Genomic DNA, 19,787 nt, shown 5'->3' on the forward strand with positions numbered 1-19,787 from the left:
CAGTTGCCTTACGCTCCTCCAGGTGCGGCTGTCGTATCAGGACGGCAGCCTCTCCACGATGGTGGCCTCCCCCTGACCCACGCCCACGCAGAGGGCAGCCAATCCGTAGCGCGCCTTCCGCCGGCGCATCTCGTAAAGCAGGGTGGTGAGGATGCGGGCCCCGCTGCAACCCAGGGGATGCCCCAGGGCGATGGCCCCCCCGTTGACGTTCACCTTGTTGAGATCCAGCCCTAGCAGCTTGATGCAGGCCAGGGTCTGGATGGCGAAGGCCTCGTTGATCTCCACCAGGTCGATCTGATCCAGAGTCAGCCCGGCCCGCTCCAGGACCCTGCGGGTGGCCGGGACCGGACCGTAGCCCATCACCCGCGGGTTCACCCCCACGGCGGCGGAGGCCACCCATCGGGCCATAGGCTGCAGGCCCAGCGCCCGCGCCTTTTCGGCGCTCATCAGGAGCAACGCCGCGGCTCCATCGCTCAGCCCCGAGGCGTTCCCCGCGGTCACCGTCCCCCCTTTCCGGAACACCGGGGGCAGCCGGGAGAGACGCTCCAGATCCGTATCCAGAACGATCTCCCCGTTCTCCACCCGGTAGCGCGGCCCTTCGTCGGTGTCGATGACCAGCGGGGGCTGACCCGGCCGTTCAATGACCACGGGGACGATCTCCTCCCTGAATTTCCCGGAGCGAATGGCTTCCACCGCGCGCTGATGGGAGAGGAGGGCGAAGCGGTCCTGCTCCTCGCGGGTGATCTCGGGGTGCTCCGCCGCGATGTTCTCCGCCGTCTCCCCCATGGATTCCAGGGGGAACATGGCCTCCATCCGCGGGTTCGGGAACCGCCATCCCAGCGCCGTATCGTAGACCGTGAAGTTGCCCCGGGGGAATGGGACCGCCGCCTTGGGCATGACCCAGGGCGCTCGGGTCATGCTCTCCACCCCTCCCGCCACGATCACATCCGCCTCGCCGCACCGGATGGTCCGCGCGGCCAGGTTCACGGCGGTCAGCCCGGAGGCGCAAAGGCGGTTCACCGTCACTCCGGCGACGTGCTCCGGGAAGCCCGCCAGCAACAGGGCCATCCGGGCGACATTCCGGTTGTCCTCCCCGGCCTGGTTGGCGCAGCCCATATAGACTTCGTCCACCATCCCCGGGTCGATGCCGGCGCGGCGCACCACCTCGCGGATGACCAGCGCGGCCAGATCATCGGGACGCACGTCTTTTAAGATCCCTCCGTATTTGCCTATGGGGGTGCGCACGGCGGCAACGATCACCACCTCCCGCATGGATCCCTCCCGTTAGGAGTTTTTGTGGTCATCGATCGATCCCGCCATGCCCATCGGAGGGGAAGGGAGCGCCCCGGCTCCGGGCTATTGAAGCCGGTTGATGTTGATCCATATCGAGCCCCCCATGATTCGGGCCGGGTAAGTGGGGAGCGGGGAAGCGCATGGGCCGGCCAGAAGGCGACCGTCTGCCGTGAAACGACATCCGGCGCACTCGGCCACCAGCTCCAGGCCTTCGATCTTCAGCAGGCAGGAAACGCCGGGCGGCTGCATGGGGAACGCCCGGATCTGCTCTCCGGTACGCACCAGGATCAGGGGATAAATCCGGCCGCTTCGGTCCGACAGGGTGATGGGGAAGGGAACCCCTTCGCTCAGGCGATCCGGCGGCACGCCGGTGTCCAGCCATCGGGGGGTCCAGGGGGCTCCGAAGATCGCCAGCCCGAAGATCATACAGAGGCCCAGCCCCAGCAGGCTTCCAAAAAGGGCGAGGAACACTTTTCCTTTTCGACCGGCCTGGGAGGGCAAACCTTCCTCCTCAACCGGAAAAGGAACACCCTCGCTTCGACCATCCCCTGCCCATGTCATCGTCGAGCTCCACTGCCCCTCTGGACGGTCAGCCGTTCGGGTTCGCGGATAAAAGACGCGGGGAGGAGAAGATCCCCCCCGCGCCGATTCCTCCGGATGAATTCCGGCCGCTCACGCGCGCCCTTCCACTTCCAGAACCTGCACGCCCCGGTAAGTCCCGCAATATGGGCAGACGTGATGGGGGAGGATCCGGTTCTTGCAGCGGGGGCATGGCACCAGATTCGGGCGCTGCAGCGCATCATGCGCCCGGCGCATCCCCCGTCGCGTCCGGGTCACCCGGCGCTTCGGCAATGCACCCATCGAAGATCACCTCCTCCGGAGATGCTGGGGGGTTCGGTTACACCCATAATGGTAAATCAGGGCGGAAAGAACTGCAATCTCCTTCGGCCCACTGGACGGGCTCCCGAACGGCCGGGTGGGCGGAAGGCCGCTATACGGTTACGGAGAAACCGCCGCAACGTGTTCAACCGTTCTGTGACTCCTCGTCTTTCACCCCACAGGGTGAAACCCATGACCGGCCACTTCCTGCTTCCTCGACCCGTGGCTCGTGGAGTGCGGCGCCCGGGCGCCGCACTCCAGGCCGTTCTGCCGCCAGAGGGATCTGGGGCACCCCAGCCGGCCTTCGACCGGCTGGGGACCCCGCGACCGGCGTCCCTTCCCGGGGAACTCCCGGTCGGGCCGTTGAGGGCGGCCAACCCATAAAGCCGCAGGTGGATGGCGGCGTGGAGATCCCGATCCATCTCCAGCCCGCAGCCCTTACAGATTACAGAAGAATATGGCTACGACACCCAGGACCGGATGTCAACGTGACCACCCGTTACGAATACGACCCCCGTGGGAACCTTATCCGGAGGATCAGCCCTCGGGGCTTTGCCACCCGCTACGCCTATGACGCGGCGAACCCTCTCATCGCCGTCACCGACGCCCTCTCCCGGACCACCGCCTACGCCTATGACCTGGACAACCACCTCATCGCGGTGATGGACGCGGCGGGGAAGGTCACCCGCTACGAGTATGACCTCCTGGGCTGGCGCACCGCTGAGATCCGCAACTTCCGGGAAGGCGAGCCGCCTTCGTCCGACGTCAACGTCACCACCTGCTATGCGTATGATCCGGTCGGTGACCTCGTGAAGGTCACCGATCCCAACGGCATCGCCATCTGCTACGAATACGACGTCCTGAACCGTCGGACGGCGGAGATCCGCAACTGCCGCCCGGGCGAACCCCCGGGCCCCGACGTCAACGTCGTTGCTCGCTACGAATACGACCGGGTGGGCAACCTGGTGAGACGCACCGACCCCAACGGCCACGCCACCCGCCTGGTCGATGACGGCCTGAACCGCCTGGTGGCCCGCACCGACCCGGAGGGGCACACGATCACCTTCGCCTACGACCGGGTGGGGAACCTCATCCGGCGGGTGGACGCCCGGGGTGATCCCACCACCTGGGCGTATGACGCCCTCAACCGGCCCATCCCCGTCACCGATGCCCTCTCCGGCACCACCGTCTACCGATAGGACCCGGTGGGGAACCTCCTGGCTCTGACCGACCCCAACGGCCCCGCCACGGCCTGTGCTTAGGACGGCCTCTACCGCCGGGTGACCATCACCGACCCTGAAGGCTACGTCACCTGTTACGAATACGACCCAGGCGGCAACCGCGTGGCGGTGGTGGATGCCAATGGGAACCGCACCGCCTTCACTACGATCCCCTGGACCGGCTGGAGGCGGTCACCAACGCCGAGGGCGAGACCACCTGCTATCGCTACGACCCGGTGGGCAACCAGACCGACCTCATCGAGCCCGACGGCGTCGTCCCCCACTACGAATACGACGGGGTCTACCGCCTGGCGGCCGTCATCCTGAACCATCGCCCCGGCGAGCCTGCCGACCATCAGACCAACGGGGCCTATCGCTACGAATACGATCCCGGCGGCCGTTGGGTGCGGGTGCGCCTTCTGCCGAATGCGGCTTCGGCGGCCCGTTCCCTCACCTACACCGACGACGCCCTGGGCCGCCTCATCGCCGAGAGCGACCCGCTGGGGAACACCGATCGCTACGCCTATGATCCGGCCGGCAACCGCATCCGCCGCGCCGACCCCAACGGCCATGTTACGGTCTACACCTACAACGCCGACAACCTCCTGATCCGCATCGCCTACGACGACGGAACCGCCGTGGCCTTCGCTGACGACGAGAACCACAACCGGACGGGGATGACCGACACCCTGGGGGTGAGCCGGTGGGTATACGATCCCCTGAACCGGGCCGTGGCGGTCACCGACAGCCTGGGGCGGGCGCTGGGCTACGCCGCTGATGCGGTGGGCAACCGGATTGCCATCACCTACCCAGTCACGGGGACGGTGACCTATGCCTACGACGCCAACCACCGGCTGCGGGGCGTCACCGACCCCTACGGGCACACCCCCCGCTACGAGCGGGACGGGGTGGGCTCAACCCCAACGGCACCGTCACGGAAGCCGTATAGGACCGGGCGAACCGTCTGGTGGGCCTGACCACCCGTCGTCTGGACGGCACGGTCATCGCCGCCTTCGCCTACGAGGTGGACGCGGTGGGCCTGTGGACGGGGATGACCGCCACCTACGGCTGGCGCAACCCGCTGGTGGTGGTGGAGCGCTACACCTACGACCCCCTGCGCCGCCTCACCGGTGTTACGGACAGCGAGGGCTTCCGGGAGACCTACGGTCGTCTCATTCCCGCTCAGGGCGACTTCACCGACCTGCACAACCCTTACACCTTTCTGGGGAAGGAATGGGACGAGGGCCTGGGCCTGTATGAATTCGGCGTTCGCCTTTATGATCCCTGGGCGGGGGTGTGGCTGACGCGGGAGCCGTTGCCGGGGGATGTGTGGCGGCCGCGGACGTGGCACCGCTACGCCTATGCGTTCGCCAGCCCCATCAGTTACGATGACCCGTATGGGATGCAGACCTGTGGGTTCAACATCCTCACCGGAGAGCAGGAGTGCTTCGGTGAGACAACGGGGATGGGGTGGACGCCCACTTTCGCGTGGACCCCCTGTCATCCTCCGTTCCGGCAGCCCCACCCCCTGCGGGCGCCTGGATGTGTCTCCTCAGCCCGGCCGATCTCTTCTCGCTGGCCTATGGGGGCTACCAGGCCTGGCGGGCCGGGCGGATGCTTCGAGGTGGGCTGAGGTTTGTTCCGGGGAGCGCCTATCCGGGCCCGATCATCGTATACGGCTCCCGGGAAGCCTGTGAGGCGGTGGGGCTTTCTCCCTTTCTTACCCATGCTCGCTGGACCCATCCGGCGCTGATCCGATTTCAGAAAACTGGAAAGCCCTGTTCTTCCTGAGCAGCCTGTTGACAGGGTTCGCTGGGTCGGCTAAAATACGCGGTGTCTTTTTCCCCGGGCGCTGGGTTCATCCCCCAGCTGGGGGATCCTCCCAGGGGAAGTGCTCCATCCGGCGTCACGCGATGAGTTCCCCCTGGGGTTGTAAAAGCTTGCCCAAAGCACGTTCTCCCCTCCCGTGGCTTTTGGACGAGGGGATAAGTATGTTTTCCCGATCGGAGCGCTATGGCACAAGCCCGGTGAACCCTAAGCGAGAGGGATGAGAAGTATGCCCACGATCAACCAGCTGGTCCGCAAGGGCCGCAAGCCGAAAGTTCGGAAAAGCAAGTCCCCTGCCCTGCATTGGGTGTATAACTCCCTGACCGGGGAGCGTTACTGGGATCCGAAGGGGGCTCCACAGCGCCGTGGGGTCTGTGTGGTGGTGCGCACCATGACGCCCAAGAAGCCCAACTCGGCGCTGCGGAAGATCGCCCGGGTTCGCCTCACCAGCGGGGTGGAGGTCACCGCTTACATCCCCGGCGAGGGCCATAATCTCCAGGAGCACTCGGTGGTTCTGGTGCGCGGGGGGCGTGTGAAGGATCTACCGGGGGTGCGCTATCACATCATCCGGGGCGCCCTGGATGCGGCGGGCGTGGAGAAGCGACGCCAGGGGCGCTCGAAATACGGCGCCAAGCGGCCTAAGGAGCAGAAGGGCCGGTGACGTCTTCTCCCCGATGAGTGGATCTGCGGAGGGGAGCCCGGGAGGGGCTCCCCTCCGCTTTATCCGGCTCGGAGACGTGGCAGGGCTTTCGGAGCCTGCGGCTTCATGGTCCGAAGTTGCCGTAACTCCTGGGGGGTCAGGGGACGCCACTGGCCGGGCCTGAGACGACCCAGTGTCACCGGTCCGATGCGGATGCGGATCAGGCGCCGCACCGGATGGCCCAGTCGGGCCGCGATCCGCCGGATCTGGCGCTTTTTCCCTTCCCGCATCTCCACGAGCAACCACGTTTGACCCCCCTCGTAGCGGATGACCTGCACCTTCGCCGGCCGGGTCCTCTGCCCCTCCAGGAAGATGCCCCGTCGCCAGCGCTCCAGGGTTTCGGAATCCGGGTGCCCCTCTACCAGGACCTGATAAACTTTCGGGTGCTCATAGCGGGGATGGGTTAATCGGTGGGCCAGATCCCCATCGTTGATGAGCAGGACCAGCCCCTCGCTCCGCGCATCCAGGCGTCCGACGACATAGAGCGGTTTCACCGGTGGGACCAGATCATAAACGCTGGGCCTCCCGGAGCCCGGCATCGGATCCGAGAGCACGCCCCGGGGCTTATAAAGCGCAAAGCCTGTGAGAGGCGGGATCCAGATGCGGCGGCCATCTACCCGGATCTCGTCCCGCTCCGGATCCGCGCTCATCCCGAGATGGGCGAGGGCCCTGTTCACGGTCACCCTTCCCTGCCGGATCAGCTCTTCACATTCCCGACGGGAGCCTAACCCCGCGCGCGCCAGGATCTTTTGAAGACGTTCGCGCATGCTTATCCCTGCATCCCCCAGGATGCGACAGGGCTTTATCGCGTTCAGGGAGAGGACGTGGTTTTCAGAAGGCTTAACTTCCACGCCAGCGTCTTCACGTCATCCGTGCCGCGGATCCGAATCCGCGGCCACACGAAACGGTTCTCCAGGCGCTCGTCCGCCCCGTAGGCCGTAGTGACCGCACCCCAGAAGGAATATCCTTCCAGAAACCGAAGCAGGTTCCTGTCATAGCGGGATGAGGGATAGGCGAAGAAACGCACCGGACGGCCCGTATGGGCCTCGATAGACTGTTTCCCGCCGATGATATGGTAGAAGAGAAAGGCGTTGTCCCTCCCGCTCAGCGGGACATGCTCTCGCCCATGGAGCTGGATATCCATTCCCGCTTCGCTCATCTGCCGGATCTGTTCCCAGGACAGATAGCGGGGATCTCCCTCATCGGCCCGACCGGTCAGAACAAAGAACGTTCCATGGAAACCATAGCGCAGAAGCCTGGGGAACGCTTCCTCATAGGCATCCCGGTAGCCATCATCGAAAGTCAGCACCACCGGTTGGGGCGGAAGTGGGCGCCCCTGCGTTAAATAGAAGATCAGATCGCTGAGGGACACTGTTTCATAACCCGCTTGGCGCAGATATTGAAGGTGGGCTTCGAACATGGAGGGCCGCACGGAGAGATCCAGCCGGAAGCGATCGGCTCCGGCCGGAGGATCCGAGATGTAGTGATACATCAGAATGGGCACGCGGAGAGCCCGCGCCTGACCATCGGCATGCGGCAGGGGCTCTTGAAAGAACGGATAGGGCGCCGGAGTAGGCGACCTGGCCGGCGATGGCTCAACGATCGAGGTTCGGGGAGGCGCTGGGGAGCGCCTCAGAGATGCGGTTGTGGAAAGCAGATCGGCCGAGAGGGGAGCTTGGGCGTAGATGGAAAGCAACCCGCGAGCGGCCCCTGCCGGGGCATCGCTCGCATGGCTCAGGATCCGCATGGTCAGGGCGATTAGCCCGCCGAGAATGATCACCCACAGGATCGGGGATATGAACCGCCGTCGCGTTCGCTGCCACTGGGGACCCGTTATCTTTCCCATCGTGAACCTGGATTGGGGCGGGATCGATCAGCGGAGAGTGAAAAATCCTCTGGGCGCCGCTTGTCGATCCCACGGGAATCCTGCACGAGCCCATGGGGCTGCAGGAAGAAACCGCGGCTTATCCTTACCGAATGGGCCAGCAGCCCCAGGGTCCTCCACGAAACCTGCGCACCCCGGGGAAGGCCCAGGATGCGGGGATGGGGAAGTGCCCCCGAGGGGATTCGAACCCCTGATCTCCGCCTTGAAAGGGCGGCGTCCTAGGCCACTAGACGACGGGGGCATTCCAGGCTAATTATACCACACGATGCTGTGGCGGCTCCAGAAGGACGGAGGATTTTTCTGTATTCTCCCGAATTCCACCCTTCGGATCGGAATCCGGGAGACCCGGACAAACGGCCTCCCGATCCTCCGCGCTGGCCGCACGGTTATCGATCCACAGGTTCCATGGGGCGGACACCCTCGATGCCCCGGCGCAGCTCCCATGGATAAATGATGTAGGCATCCGTCACTGCGGCATAGTAAGTTGGGCCGTGGCGGAAGAGCGATTCTCGGGGCTTGTAATGGAGCACTGCGGTTTCCGGATAACCCCCGGCTGCCTCCACCCGGCTTCGAACGGTGTTGATGGTGCGCCCGCTGGCCCAGACATCGTCCACGACCAGCACCCGACGGCCGCGCAGCAGTTCATCCTCAGGGAACTGAAGGAACGTGGGCCAGGTGAAGAGCTTGACCCGACTTAAGTCCTGAGCGTCCGGAAAACGAACAGCGGCCGTCAGGATGTATTTGATATCCAGGGCCTCTGCGATCATTCCCCCGGGCACGATTCCCCCTCGGGTGATCATGAGCAGGGCATCAAAAGGCCCTCGAAGTTGAGGCAACAGATGATCCATTAAGGCTTCCACATCTCCCCATGAAAGGATTTCTCGCCGCATAGTTGCCACCTCTCCACCTTTGAGGGGATGAAGGACAAAGCGGGCACTTCCAGGCCATGCTCCGATCCGCAAAGGCGATGCATTGCGGAAGAACTTTTCCCTATTTTATTCCTTTGGGGGTGGGAGCGGAGAGGGCTTATCCCCTTTACGGGAAGATCGCCCGCGAGGACATGGGGGTCGGGCCGGCCCGAGGAGTCAGCAGGCCCGACCCGGGGGAAAGAGGGATCATCCGGCATCCCGGAGGGAAGCCGAAGGGCGCCCGTTCGGCGGTCACGGGGTTCCGCGCCGCGCCTTCTGGAGCAGCGCGGTGGTGAAGACCCGATCGATCTCGACGGGTTTGGTGATGGCATGGTAGCGCCGCAGGACCTCATATAGCGCTTCCCACTGTTCTCGGGTTTGCCATCCGATGCCATGGGCTCGGGTGACTTCCGATTCGGCATCCTTCAGCTCGGTCTCCAGCATGAACCGCATGTGCCCTCGATCCGCCTGCGGCGCGTATTTCAGAACGATGTCCACCGCTTCCTCCGGGTTCATCCGCGCGTCCTCGATCCCCTTTATGGCCGCCCGCAGGAAGCGGACCAGGAGATCCGGATCCCGCTGGATCTGCTCTTCGCTGGTGACATACGTGAGCCCCAGGGTGGGCACCCCATAGTCGGCGGCGTCCCAGATCACCAGCTCATAGCCCATCTGCCGCAGCAGATAGGGCTCGTTGGATTTGAAGAGCGGATACACATCCACCAGCCCCTGAACCAGCACCCGGGGATCGAAGCCGACGTTCACCAGCTCCACCCGGCTTCGATCCACCCCCGCCGCCTCCATGATGGCGAAGAGATCCGGCGGCGGCGTCCCTTTATACCCTACCTTCTTCCCCTCCCAATCCTTCGGCGTTCGCATCCCGGAGGATCTCAGGGCGGCGAAGGCCTGTTGCCCTCGCTGGCCAATGAGGGCGATTGAGACTAAGGGAAGGCCCGGATCGGCCCGCCGCTGGAGCAACACCGCGGCGTCCTGCGTGGTCACCTGGATGGCGCCAGCCATCAGAAGCTGGAGATGCTCCCCGCGCCCGGTGGAGTGCTGAATCTCCACATCCAGCCCTTCGGAGAGAAAATATCCTTTCTCTTTGGCGATGTAGACGCCCACAAAGGGAAGATTGGCCTGGGGCTTGTAGCCGGCCATGAAGACCATATGGCGGAGCGCCACGGTGGGCGTGGCCACCGGTGTCGGCGTGGTGCAGCCCGCGATCCCCATCACCAGACCTGCGACGAGCACGAAGCAGATTATCCGGACCATTCGGAGCATCGCCATGCCTCCTCCTTGTTGAGAATTGAGATCATCAAGCTGACGTTGCGGGGCTCTGATCGGACACCCTCCTGGCGAAAGCGTGTGCCCTGGCTTATGCGCGCCACCAGGCCACACGCCGTTCCCCCCAGGCGGCGAGGCCATACCCGGTCAAACTCATGGCCGCAAGAAGGAACGCCCCTGCGAACAGACGGGGCATATCCAGGTTGGTCTGCGCCAGCCACATCGCCCGCCCCAACCCGCCCGAGGCCCCTGCCCACTCCGCCACCACGGCTCCGATGAAGGCCAGAGGGACGGCGGTCTTCAACGCCGTGAAGGTATATGGCCATGCCGAGGGCCATCGCAGATGTCGGAGGATCTCCCAGTCCGAGGCATTCCATGCCCGCATGAGCTCCAGAGCGGCTGGATCGACCGCCTGCAGTCCTGTCATCCAGGACACCAGCGCCGGGTAGAAGGTGAGCAGCGCGGTCATCAGAACCTTGGGGATCGGGCCGAAGCCGAACCAGAGGGTGAGAATGGGCGCGATGGCCACCAGGGGGATCGCCTTGAGCAGGAGCACGAGGGGCATCACCGCCCGCTCCAGAGGGGGATAGAAGGTGGCCGCCACCGCCAGCCCCAGCGCGATCCCCATCCCCAGAGCCAGCCCGGCCATCGCTTCCCACAAGGTCGCCATGGCGGCTTGAAGATAAATCGCCCGCTCGCTCCAGAGCACCGCGAAGATCCGGGAAGGCGGCGGGACCAGATAGATCGGCACCCGGAGGATCCGAACGGTGAGCTCCCACGCGAGCAACGCTGCCGGCGGCGTGAAGGGCAGCGCGATCCGAAGCCAGCGCCGCGCCGGCTGGGCCGTTCGAAGGATAAGGTGGGCGGAGGCTTGCAGAAAGGCACGGGAGCTCATCGGACGCCTCCGGCGAGGGCCTGACGGATCCGCTGCGCCCATTCGCCGATCCGCCGCTCATCCTGCCGCGGCCGGGGATCCGGGATGGAAAAGCGGGCCCGGATCCGGGCGGGGCGCCCGGCAAGGACAACCACCTCATCCGCCAGCCGGGCGGCCTCATACAGGTCGTGGGTGACCCACAGGACCGTCGCCCGGAACCGCTGCCAGAGCCGCTCGACTTCCTCTAAGAGCTGCTCGCGGGTCAGGGCGTCCAGGGCCGCGAACGGCTCGTCCATCAACCACACCCGCGGGCCCGGGGCCAGGGTCCGGGCCAGGGCCACGCGCTGCTGCATCCCGCCGGAGAGCATATGGGGATAGGCCCGCTCGAACCCGTTCAGGCCAACCAGTTCGATCAGCTCCTGGATGGTGAGGGCCGGTCGGAGCGATCGGCCGTTGACCTCCAGGGCGAGCCGGATGTTGCCTTCCACCGTGCGCCATGGAAGGAGCGCCGGCCCCTGTCCCATCCAGCCGATCCATCGGGCCGCGCGCGCCTCCTCCGGGGAGAAGGCGCCCAGACGCACCTGACCGGCGGTGGGGCGCAGGAGGCCGGCGACGATCCGGAGCAGGGTGGACTTTCCGCACCCGCTGGGCCCCACGATGACGGTGAAGGAGCCAGGGGGGATCTCCAGGTTCAGATCCTCAAAGACCACCCACTGCCCCTGGGGGGTGGGGAATCCCTGATGCACATGCCGAATTCGAATCTCCAGCATCCGGAGCGCTCCATGGCGGATCTTCTGGATTCCCTGAAAGGACCTGCGCGCGATAGTGCCTGCCGTCGCCCTTACGAAGCCATCAACCCGCGCCGTCCCTCCATGCGCTCTGGAAGGATCTGGAAGGTGTCCAGGCCATGACGAAGGGGTGGCCAGTCCACGCCATACCGATGGGTGAGGCGGGTGATCAATCCCTCGGACCCTTCCGGGAAGGGGGCGGGGAGGGCTTCTCCTTCCACCCGAACGCGCCGCAGGGGGGGCCACGGCTCATCGATCAGCAGGGTGATCCGTGGGCGGGCCCGCACATATGCGGGCCAGCGGGAGCCCGGGAAGGCGGCAATCCAGATGGCGGGCCGCTCCCATACATACCAGACCGGAACGGCATAAGGGCGCCCGTCGGTCCGCAGACCGATCAATCGCGCCACCCATGGCCCTTCCAGGAAAGCGGCGATCTCCGGCGGGCGAAGCGGACGCAACGGGAGCTCCGGCGGCTCGACGGCGTAGGGCTGGTAGACCGGCGCGCCCAGGCGGAAGGAGAGACGGGCGGCCGCAGCCCGTAGCTTTTCCAGGAGGGCATGGCTTGCCCGGGCGGCGGGCAGGCGCACGGCCAGGGCCGCGGCGGGCCGATACCCATCCGGACAGATCGGCGCGGCGATCTCCAACAGCGATCCCACCGCGCGGCGGGCGATCCCCTTCCGGCGGATCCGTTCCCAGCGCCGGCCGGTCTCGCGATCCGCCAGGAACACCCAGCCGGCCGCGCTTTCGGAGAGCGGAAACTGTTCCCCCACCTCCCAGCGGCCGATCAACGGGTAGCGCCCCAGGATGGCTTCCATCACCACGCCTTCATCCCCGACGGGGCGCACCAGGGCAATGCTCTCGGGAAATCCCTGGGCCTCCGCCCGGAACAGCTCCCGCAACATCCGCTCCGGGTGCGCTCGGGCGGCGAGAGTCCACCAGCGCGGGCCCAGGCGGTAGCGCCCCCGGGGGCCGCTCTGCTCCAGATACCCGCGGGCCTTCAACGTGTTGAGCAGCGCGAAGGTCCCGGTGCGGGAGAGGCCCAGGTGTTCCATCAAATCCGAGGGGGAAGCCCCCTCCGGCCGCTCCGCGATCCATTCCAGGATCTGGAGCGCGCGCTCCAGGGCGGGCACGCGATGAATATACGCCACGGCAGGCCTCTCCTGTCGAACTATGGTTTATTATACGCAATATAAGTTTGCTATACAAGACTTAAGGAAGGAGCAAGAGGAGAGCGTTGCGGCCGTCTGGGGATCGGGTCTCTGGCCTCGGGATGGTCGTGAGGCTTCTCGCTCGGGAACGGGCCTGTTCTACCGGCAGCGCTGGAAATTCCTCAGGTGCTCTTCCTGGGTGTGGGCGAACCAGTGGCTGCCGTCCTTCTTCACACAGTCGGCCATGAAGTAAAAATAATCCGTCTCCGCCGGGTTCAGCACCGCTTCGATGGAGGCCAGGCCGGGGCTGGCGATGGGCCCCGGCGGCAGCCCGGGATAGCGATAGGTGTTATAAGGGGAATCCACTTGTAGATCCTCCAGGGTGAGCGGGCTCTTCCACCAGGTTTTCTGGTCCGGCTGGTAGCCCAGCGCATATTGCACCGTCGGGTCCGCATCCAGTTTCATCCCGGCCGATAGACGGTTCAGGTAAACGCTGGCGATCAGCGGGCGTTCCTCCGGGAGCACGGCCTCCCGTTCCACGATCGAAGCCAGGGTAATCACCTGATGCAGGGAAAGCCCCCGCGCCCGGGCGGCGGCGATCTTCTCCGGCGTGACTTTCCGGCCGAAGTTCTCCAGCATGCGCCGGATCATCGCCTCCGCCGTCGCATCCCGGGCCAGCCGGTAGGTGTCCGGGAAGAGATAGCCCTCCAGCGTCGCGCCGGGCGGCAGGTCCGCCAGGAAGGGGAACTCCGCACGCCAGCGGAGACCATCCCGGGCAGCCTCCAGGATGGACTGGGCGGATAGATGCGTCTGGGCGGCGATGGCTTCCGCCACCTCCTCCAGGCGCAGGCCCTCCCGGATGCGCACTGTCCATTCCGCCTTGCGGCCCGAGCGAAGGGCTTCGGCGATCTGGGGGATGGTCATGGTTTTGTTCAACGTGTATTCCCCCGCCTCGATCTCCCGGTCCAGCCCCTGGTAGCGCACATAGGCCCGGAACAGGAGGGCATCGCGGATCAGGCCGGCCTTCTGGAGCGCCTCGGCCACCTCCATCACGGACTGGCCGGGGCGAATCCCAAAGGTCACCGGAGTGGGATCGACGCCCGCTGGCTGCTGCAGATCGCCCTGTCGAAACAGGAGATACAGCCCCAGCCCCCAATCCACGGGGGATCCCCGGAGGGCGGGGCCGGAGGGCGAAGCATTTCGGTTCAGGCGAGGGAGCAGTGCTGCGCCGGTGGCCCCGCAGAAGAAGACAACGGCGCCGATAGCCACCAGCCAGCGCCAGGCGGAGCGGCGAGGATGTTTTCGGGACATGGATGGATCCCCCAATAAGGGATTACGCCGTCGACCTCCTCCGAAGAGCCTCGGAAGCCCGGCCGGCTCAGCCTCCAGGAGTTCCGTCTTTTCCCTTCCGGTGACTCAGCGGATCCGTTGCGCCTCCAGGTAATCCTGAAGGATCACAGCGGCGGCCTCCGCATCGATGGGTTCGCGGCGACGTTGCCCGCGCATGGCGCGGTAAGCTTCCGCCGTGACTGTGGAGAGCCGCTCATCCCACAGGACGATGGGGACGGGGAGGCTTCGCGCCAGGGCTTCCACTTCCCGGCGGACCCAGCGGGCCTGGGGGCCCTCCTCGCCGGAAAGGCTGCGCGGGAAGCCCACCACGATCCGCTCCACTTCGTGGTCCGCGATGAGGCGAAGGAGCGCCTGGATCACGGCTTTTCGGGAAGTTCGGGTCAGGATCATCAGCGGGCGGGCGATCGTGTGGGTCGGATCGCTGATGGCCACGCCGATGCGTTTCTCCCCCAGATCCAGCGCCATCACCCGGCCCATCAGATGGACTCCAGGGGAAGGGGGGGTTGGGCGGCCTCGCCGGGGTAGGGCAGGCCCAGGTGTTCATAGGCGCGGCGGGTGAGCACCCGGCCGCGCGGCGTGCGGTCGAGGAAGCCCAGCTGCAGCAGGTAAGGTTCCACCACATCCATGATCGTATCCGGCTCCTCGGAGAGGGCCGCGGCCAGCGTCTCCAGCCCCACCGGCCCGCCGCCGAATTTCTCGGCGAGGGTGCGGATCAGCCGCCGGTCCAGCTCGTCCAGCCCCATGGGATCCACGTCCATCAGCTGGAGCGCCTCGGCGGCTACGGCGGCGGTGATCACCCCGTCGGCGCGGACCTGGGCGTAATCCCGGACGCGGCGGAGCAGGCGAACGGCCACGCGGGGCGTGCCCCGGGCCCGACGGGCGATCTCCCGCACGCCTTCCGCTTCGATCTCCACCCCGAGCACCTGGGCGGCGCGGCGGACAATGGCTTCCATCGCCTCCAGGTCATAGAAATCCAGGCGGAAAATGGCGCCGAAGCGGGCGCGGAGGGGAGCCGTGAGAAGGGCCAGGCGGGTGGTGGCGCCGATCACCGTGAACCGGGGAAGGCTCAGGCGGATGCTGCGGGCGGCGGGCCCTTTCCCGATGACGATATCCAGGGCGAAGTCCTCCATCGCCGGGTAGAGGACCTCCTCCACCGTGCGGGGGAGGCGGTGGATCTCATCGATGAACAGGATCTCGCCGGCCCGCAGGTTGGTGAGGATGGCCGCCAGATCCCCCGCCCGCTCGATGGCAGGGCCGGAGGTGATCCGGATAGGCACCCCCATCTCGTTGGCGATGACGATGGCCAGGGTGGTCTTGCCCAGGCCAGGAGGACCGTAGAAGAGCAGATGATCCAGGGGCTCCCCGCGGGCTCGCGCCGCCTCGATCAGGATCCGCAGGTTTTCCTTCACCCGATCCTGGCCGATGAACTCCTCCAGCCGTTGGGGCCGGAGAGCCATCTCGATCGCCTGTTCCTCCGATCGCCCGTAGGGGGAGATGGGGCGCTCCGGCCTCCCAGGCTCGGCGGATGGATTTCCAGAGGGTTGTCCTTCCAGCGAATCTTTCCGACGCTTCAATCGGCCACTCCCACTCCGCAATCTATATCGATTATACTTCCTTTAACGAAGCCGTCCCCATGAAGAACCGTTCCGGCCCGCCGTTGGGGGGTATGATCGGGATGTCCGTTCGCCGTCGCGGGTTCTGGGGTTCCATCACGCCTGGGCACCTGCTGGCCCTCACCGCGTTGGTGGGGATCTTCGTGTTCGTCAACACCCACCCTATCCGCCCCCACGATTTCTGGTGGCACCTCGCCGTCGGGCGGGAGATCCTTCAAACCGGTCGCATCCCCACGGTGGACACCTTCTCGTATACCCGGGCCGGCGCGCCGTATCCGTCCTATGCGATGTTCTGGCTGGCTGACGTGCTGATGTATGGGCTTTACGCCCTGGGCGGCCCGGCGCTGACCGTATTCGCTCACAGCCTGCTGATCACGTCCGCCTACGGGTTGATCCTGTGGGCGGCATGGGAGGCCAGCGGGCCGCGGGCTGCGGCCCTGGGGATCGTCGTGGCGGCCGCCCTGGGGCTCGACGACTGGAATGTGCGGCCCCAGGCCTTCGCCTTCCTGGCCGGCGCGCTGTTCCTCCGGGGGCTCGCCGGGCTGGAACGCTCTCCACGCTGGCTCTGGATCTTCCCCTTTGGGATGGCCCTCTGGGTCAACACCCACGGTTCCTTTCCCCTTGGGCTGTTGCTGGTCGGATTGACGCTGGTGGGGAAGGCGCTCGAGGGCGGGATCCCGGGGGGACGCGGGGTGTCGATGCGCCGTTTCCTTGTGGCCCTGGGGCTGACGGTTCTGGCCACCGGGCTGAACCCCCGGGGTTTCGGCGTGTATGCGTATTCGATCATGATGGCCCGTAACCCGGTGATCCGGGCCCTGGTCCCGGAGTGGGCCCCGCCGGGCTTGGACCGCCACGGGCTGCTGTTTTACGCCGCGGCGGCGCTGGTGGGGTTGCTGCTGGCGATCCCCCCGCGTCGCCTTTCGCCCCATCATCTCCTGATCGCCGGGGCGTTCGCCCTGCTGGGGCTCCAGACCTCCCGGGGGGTGGTGTGGTTCGGGATGGTGGCGGCGCCGATCCTCGCGGCGCGGATCCAGGCCCTCTGGCCGGAACGGCCGGGACGGACGGGGATCCCGGCCCTGAACGGATGGTTCCTGGGGCTGCTGAGCGGGATGGCCCTCGCGGCGCTTCCCTGGTTCAAAGCGTGGTGGCCGATGCCCGCTGCCAAGGCCGGTCTGATCTCGGCGGAAACGCCGGTCGCGGCGACGGCCTTCCTGCTTCAGCAACGACCGCCGGGGCCGGTGTTCCATGCCCTTTCGTTCGGCAGCTACCTGATCTGGGCGGCCCACCCCGATTATCCGGTGTTCGTGGACACCCGGCTGGAGCTTTATCCGATGGCGATCTGGGAGGATTACCTGGCGATCAGCGCGGCGGCGCCGGGCTGGGAGGAACGCCTGGCTCGCTACGGAGTGTGCCTGTTGATGTTGAGCCCGCAGGAGCAACCGGCCCTCGTGGAAGCGGTCGCGCGTTCGCCGCGCTGGAAGAGACTATATCAGGATGACGCAGCCTCCCTCTGGATCAGGAAGGAAGGCGCATGCGGTGGCTCATTCGGAATCCCGGACCCCTTAGAGGGTGTGCGAAAAACTCCCACGGGGGTTCTTCGGTTTCCCGCACGTTCCTGAAAGCCTTCAGAGGCAAAGGAGCGCGATGGGCTGGGATCCTGGGGAAGTGCTTCAGATGGCGGAAAGGATTCCATGGATACGGGATCTCCACCTCTATGAAGAGGTGGGTTCCACCAATGATATCGCCCGGGATCTGGGGGAAATGGGAGCCCCGGAGGGCGTGGTGGTGCTGGCCGATGCTCAGCGGGCCGGGCGAGGGCGGGCCGGGCGCTCCTGGTGGACTCCGCCCGGGATGGCGCTGGCCGTTTCGATCCTGGTGCGTCCCCGCCGCCCGCCCGAAGATTGGCCCCAGCTGACGATGATCGCCGGGCTGGCCGCTGTGGAAAGCATAGAGGCGATCGGCTGCCCGGCGGGCCTGAAATGGCCCAACGACATCATGATCCCTCCGGATCGAAATCGGGAGATCCCGGCGCCCGCCTGGCGGAAGGCTGGTGGGATCCTGGTGGAATCGGCCCCCCCCGCCTTCGCGGTGATCGGGATCGGGATAAATGTGAATGCTCCCCTCACAGCGGCGCCTCCCGAACTCGCCGGGACCATAGGCAGCATCTGCGAGACCATCGGGCATACGGTCCCCCGGCGGGCCGTGCTGGAAGGCCTGTTGCGGGCCTTCGTCCGCCTGTATGCCGAATGGAGCGAGGGGGCCAGTGTGCTGGAACGCTGGGCGGCTCGCCTGATCATGCTGGGCCGCCCGGTCCGGATCCACACTCCCGGGAAGGTCTGGGAGGGGGTTGCCGAATCCGTCGGCCCGGAGGGCGGACTCTGGTTGCGCCTGCCCGATGGACATCGGGAATATTTCCGGGCGGGGGATGTCTCTCTGCGCTGGTGATCGAGGACCGTGGCCTCCGTCGGTCACCTTTGCGGAATCCCACCGGACTGACTATAATGGGGGAAAGCCTTTTGCGGAGCAGGCGCAGCGCTCCGCGGTCCAACGATTCGAATCTGCCATCAGGGAGTAAGCTCCGTGATGAACGAAGAGATCCAGCAGGACCGCCCCGAAAGCGCCATGGCCGAGATGGGCGAATGGCTGGAGATGTCCCCTTCCTCCCTTCGGCGGGGGGATATCGTGCAGGGGACGATCGTTCGGATCACCCCGACGGAGATCCTGGTGGATATCGGAATGAAAGCGGAAGGGGTGATCACGGGCCGCGAGCTGGAACGGATGCCCAAAGAGATCCGGGAGGTCCTGCGGGAGGGAGACGTAATCCAGGTCCAGGTGGTGAACCCCGAGGATCGCAGCGGGAACATCCTGCTCTCCCTCCAGCGGGCGCTGATGGAGGAGGACTGGCAGCAAGCCCGGCGGATGATGGAGGAGGGGGAGATCCTGGAGCTCACGGTCAACGGTTATAACAAAGGTGGGCTGGTGGTGAGGGTGGGCCGCCTTCGCGGGTTCATCCCCGCTTCCCAGGTGGTTCCGCAGGAGGCGGGGGAGGAAAAACTGCCTGTGGAGCAGCGGCTGAAGCGCCGGGTGGGCCAGAAGATCCATGTCCGGATCATTGAGGTGAATCCGGAGGCCAACCGGTTGATCCTCTCGGAGCGGGCCGCACAGGAGGAGCTCCGGCGTCGTCAGAAGGAAGAGCTGCTCGCCCGCCTTGAGCCGGGGATGCGCGTGAAGGGGCGCGTGATCAGCCTGACGGACTTTGGGGCGTTCGTCGATCTGGGCGGCGCAGAGGGTCTGATCCATATCAGCGAGCTCTCCTGGCATCGGGTGAACCACCCCCGGGAGGTCCTCTCCGTCGGTCAGGAGGTGGAGGTAGAAGTGATCCGTGTGGATCGGGAGCGGAAACGGATCGCCCTGAGCCGTAAACGGGTGGAGCCGGACCCCTGGCAGCAGGCGGTGGCCCAACTTCGAGAAGGGCAGCTGGTCGAGGCCGTGATCACTCGGCTGACCAATTTCGGAGCCTTCGCAGCGCTGAAGGAGTTCCCGGGCGTGGAGGGCCTGATTCACATCTCTGAGCTGGCCGAGCATCGGGTGCATCATCCCAAAGAGGTGGTTCGAGAGGGGGAAGAGCGGGTGGTGCGTCTGATCCGGATCGATCGGGAGAACCGGCGGCTGGCCCTCAGCTTGCGCCGCGTGGCTTCCCCCGAATACGCGATGCTGGATTGGGAGATGGCTCAGGCCCGCCTGCAAGCGGAGGAAAGGGGGAGCGGGGAATCTCCCTAATCGCCCGGATCGCCGGTGGGAGGCTTGGGGAGGGGGTGAGCGGGGCGCCTGCAGCGCCCCGCTTTCTCTATCTCAACTCGAAGCATCGAGCTTGAGGATTCCACGCCGGTGGATGGGAATTGCGGCCCTTGAGGGGTGGTCATGGTGCGCCCCGTTGTCCCTCCGACAAACGGTCAACCATGGGATCCCTGAACTAACTGAAAAAGGGGCGACGTGTTATACTAACATCAGAGCCGGCTGC

Annotated in this window: 20 protein-coding genes and 1 tRNA gene; 7 read left to right on the forward strand and 14 right to left on the reverse strand. The window is 65.9% G+C overall.

The annotated features are described in order from the left end of the window. Positions 1–36: 36 nt before the first annotated feature. The 3 genes from VAE54_RS13900 to rpmF form a co-directional block, all read right to left on the reverse strand. Positions 37–1,272, reverse strand: coding sequence for a thiolase family protein (locus VAE54_RS13900; RefSeq protein WP_322802576.1), 1,236 nt, complete (start codon positions 1,270–1,272; stop codon positions 37–39). 84 nt (positions 1,273–1,356) lie between these two features. After that, positions 1,357–1,854 carry a hypothetical protein gene (locus tag VAE54_RS13905; protein ID WP_322802577.1) on the reverse strand — a complete coding sequence of 166 codons (498 nt, stop codon included), beginning with the start codon at positions 1,852–1,854 and terminating at the stop codon, positions 1,357–1,359. Positions 1,855–1,965: 111 nt separating this feature from the next. Further along, positions 1,966–2,154: a 50S ribosomal protein L32 gene (gene rpmF / locus VAE54_RS13910; RefSeq protein ID WP_322802578.1), complete on the reverse strand. Its 189-nt coding sequence runs from the start codon at positions 2,152–2,154 to the stop codon at positions 1,966–1,968. Between the two features lie 422 nt (positions 2,155–2,576). On the opposite strand from rpmF, the gene VAE54_RS13915 reads away from it, so the two are divergent. The 4 genes from VAE54_RS13915 to rpsL all read left to right on the forward strand — a co-directional run bounded on the left by VAE54_RS13915 (position 2,577) and on the right by rpsL (position 5,880). Beyond that, complete coding sequence (locus VAE54_RS13915) at positions 2,577–3,371, forward strand: hypothetical protein (RefSeq protein WP_322802579.1); 795 nt, start codon at positions 2,577–2,579, stop codon at positions 3,369–3,371. Positions 3,372–3,628: 257 nt separating this feature from the next. Further along, complete coding sequence (locus tag VAE54_RS13920) at positions 3,629–4,369, forward strand: hypothetical protein (RefSeq protein ID WP_416223815.1); 741 nt, start codon at positions 3,629–3,631, stop codon at positions 4,367–4,369. After that, positions 4,360–5,025, forward strand: a complete 666-nt coding sequence (locus tag VAE54_RS13925) for an RHS repeat-associated core domain-containing protein (protein ID WP_322802580.1) — start codon at positions 4,360–4,362, stop codon at positions 5,023–5,025. The genes VAE54_RS13920 and VAE54_RS13925 overlap by 10 nt, the downstream gene beginning before the upstream one ends. Before the next feature lie 423 nt (positions 5,026–5,448). Beyond that, positions 5,449–5,880, forward strand: coding sequence for a 30S ribosomal protein S12 (rpsL, locus tag VAE54_RS13930; protein WP_322802581.1), 432 nt, complete (start codon positions 5,449–5,451; stop codon positions 5,878–5,880). A gap of 59 nt (positions 5,881–5,939) precedes the next feature. Here rpsL and VAE54_RS13935 read toward each other — a convergent pair whose 3' ends face one another. From VAE54_RS13935 to ruvB, 11 genes are all read right to left on the reverse strand, one after another. After that, on the reverse strand, positions 5,940–6,686 hold the full coding sequence (locus tag VAE54_RS13935) for a pseudouridine synthase (protein ID WP_322802582.1): 747 nt from the start codon (positions 6,684–6,686) through the stop codon (positions 5,940–5,942). Between the two features lie 44 nt (positions 6,687–6,730). Further along, positions 6,731–7,765, reverse strand: a complete 1,035-nt coding sequence (locus VAE54_RS13940; protein WP_322802583.1) for a polysaccharide deacetylase family protein — start codon at positions 7,763–7,765, stop codon at positions 6,731–6,733. A 206-nt stretch (positions 7,766–7,971) separates the two neighbouring features. Then, a tRNA-Glu gene (locus tag VAE54_RS13945) sits at positions 7,972–8,045 on the reverse strand. A gap of 145 nt (positions 8,046–8,190) precedes the next feature. After that, complete coding sequence (locus tag VAE54_RS13950; protein ID WP_322802584.1) at positions 8,191–8,694, reverse strand: phosphoribosyltransferase; 504 nt, start codon at positions 8,692–8,694, stop codon at positions 8,191–8,193. A gap of 270 nt (positions 8,695–8,964) precedes the next feature. Continuing rightward, entirely contained in the window at positions 8,965–9,990 is a 1,026-nt protein-coding gene (locus VAE54_RS13955) for an ABC transporter substrate-binding protein (protein WP_322802585.1), read from the reverse strand. Between the two features lie 94 nt (positions 9,991–10,084). Next, positions 10,085–10,888 carry an ABC transporter permease gene (locus VAE54_RS13960; protein ID WP_322802586.1) on the reverse strand — a complete coding sequence of 268 codons (804 nt, stop codon included), beginning with the start codon at positions 10,886–10,888 and terminating at the stop codon, positions 10,085–10,087. Continuing rightward, positions 10,885–11,637, reverse strand: coding sequence for an ABC transporter ATP-binding protein (locus tag VAE54_RS13965; protein ID WP_322802587.1), 753 nt, complete (start codon positions 11,635–11,637; stop codon positions 10,885–10,887). Before VAE54_RS13965 ends, VAE54_RS13960 begins: the two co-directional genes overlap by 4 nt. A 71-nt stretch (positions 11,638–11,708) precedes the next feature. After that, entirely contained in the window at positions 11,709–12,803 is a 1,095-nt protein-coding gene (locus VAE54_RS13970) for a helix-turn-helix domain-containing protein (protein WP_322802588.1), read from the reverse strand. Positions 12,804–12,962: 159 nt separating this feature from the next. Beyond that, positions 12,963–14,114: an endolytic transglycosylase MltG gene (gene mltG, locus VAE54_RS13975; RefSeq protein ID WP_322802589.1), complete on the reverse strand. Its 1,152-nt coding sequence runs from the start codon at positions 14,112–14,114 to the stop codon at positions 12,963–12,965. A 105-nt stretch (positions 14,115–14,219) separates the two neighbouring features. Next, entirely contained in the window at positions 14,220–14,630 is a 411-nt protein-coding gene (gene ruvX, locus VAE54_RS13980) for a Holliday junction resolvase RuvX (RefSeq protein ID WP_322802590.1), read from the reverse strand. Further along, positions 14,630–15,610, reverse strand: coding sequence for a Holliday junction branch migration DNA helicase RuvB (ruvB, locus tag VAE54_RS13985; RefSeq protein ID WP_416223816.1), 981 nt, complete (start codon positions 15,608–15,610; stop codon positions 14,630–14,632). Before ruvB ends, ruvX begins: the two co-directional genes overlap by 1 nt. 218 nt (positions 15,611–15,828) lie before the next feature. On the opposite strand from ruvB, the gene VAE54_RS13990 reads away from it, so the two are divergent. From VAE54_RS13990 to VAE54_RS14000, 3 genes are all read left to right on the forward strand, one after another. Continuing rightward, the gene (locus VAE54_RS13990; RefSeq protein ID WP_322802592.1) at positions 15,829–17,385 is read left to right on the forward strand and encodes a hypothetical protein; all 1,557 of its coding nucleotides are present in this window, start codon (positions 15,829–15,831) and stop codon (positions 17,383–17,385) included. A 55-nt stretch (positions 17,386–17,440) separates the two neighbouring features. Next, a complete protein-coding gene (locus tag VAE54_RS13995) occupies positions 17,441–18,211 on the forward strand; it encodes a biotin--[acetyl-CoA-carboxylase] ligase (RefSeq protein ID WP_322802593.1) in 771 nt (256 codons plus the stop codon). A gap of 138 nt (positions 18,212–18,349) precedes the next feature. Continuing rightward, entirely contained in the window at positions 18,350–19,546 is a 1,197-nt protein-coding gene (locus tag VAE54_RS14000) for a 30S ribosomal protein S1 (protein WP_322802594.1), read from the forward strand. Positions 19,547–19,787: the final 241 nt, after the last annotated feature.

This window comes from Thermoflexus sp. (assembly GCF_034432235.1).
In the GTDB taxonomy this organism is placed as follows: Bacteria; Chloroflexota; Anaerolineae; order Thermoflexales; family Thermoflexaceae; genus Thermoflexus.

Excerpts from the sequence above, each read along its gene's own strand:
- VAE54_RS13965 (WP_322802587.1), bottom strand. The coding sequence starts at position 11,637 with ATGCTGGAGATTCGAATTCGGCATGTGCATCAGGGATTCCCCACCCCC.
- VAE54_RS13995 (WP_322802593.1), top strand. The coding sequence starts at position 17,441 with ATGGCGGAAAGGATTCCATGGATACGGGATCTCCACCTCTATGAAGAG.
- VAE54_RS13940 (WP_322802583.1), bottom strand. The coding sequence starts at position 7,765 with ATGGGAAAGATAACGGGTCCCCAGTGGCAGCGAACGCGACGGCGGTTC.
- VAE54_RS13935 (WP_322802582.1), bottom strand. The coding sequence starts at position 6,686 with ATGCGCGAACGTCTTCAAAAGATCCTGGCGCGCGCGGGGTTAGGCTCC.
- ruvX (WP_322802590.1), bottom strand. The coding sequence starts at position 14,630 with ATGGGCCGGGTGATGGCGCTGGATCTGGGGGAGAAACGCATCGGCGTG.
- rpsL (WP_322802581.1), top strand. The coding sequence starts at position 5,449 with ATGCCCACGATCAACCAGCTGGTCCGCAAGGGCCGCAAGCCGAAAGTT.
- VAE54_RS13955 (WP_322802585.1), bottom strand. The coding sequence starts at position 9,990 with ATGCTCCGAATGGTCCGGATAATCTGCTTCGTGCTCGTCGCAGGTCTG.
- VAE54_RS13905 (WP_322802577.1), bottom strand. The coding sequence starts at position 1,854 with ATGACATGGGCAGGGGATGGTCGAAGCGAGGGTGTTCCTTTTCCGGTT.
- VAE54_RS13950 (WP_322802584.1), bottom strand. The coding sequence starts at position 8,694 with ATGCGGCGAGAAATCCTTTCATGGGGAGATGTGGAAGCCTTAATGGAT.
- ruvB (WP_416223816.1), bottom strand. The coding sequence starts at position 15,610 with ATGGCTCTCCGGCCCCAACGGCTGGAGGAGTTCATCGGCCAGGATCGG.
- VAE54_RS14000 (WP_322802594.1), top strand. The coding sequence starts at position 18,350 with ATGAACGAAGAGATCCAGCAGGACCGCCCCGAAAGCGCCATGGCCGAG.
- VAE54_RS13990 (WP_322802592.1), top strand. The coding sequence starts at position 15,829 with ATGTCCGTTCGCCGTCGCGGGTTCTGGGGTTCCATCACGCCTGGGCAC.
- mltG (WP_322802589.1), bottom strand. The coding sequence starts at position 14,114 with ATGTCCCGAAAACATCCTCGCCGCTCCGCCTGGCGCTGGCTGGTGGCT.
- VAE54_RS13960 (WP_322802586.1), bottom strand. The coding sequence starts at position 10,888 with ATGAGCTCCCGTGCCTTTCTGCAAGCCTCCGCCCACCTTATCCTTCGA.
- VAE54_RS13900 (WP_322802576.1), bottom strand. The coding sequence starts at position 1,272 with ATGCGGGAGGTGGTGATCGTTGCCGCCGTGCGCACCCCCATAGGCAAA.
- rpmF (WP_322802578.1), bottom strand. The coding sequence starts at position 2,154 with ATGGGTGCATTGCCGAAGCGCCGGGTGACCCGGACGCGACGGGGGATG.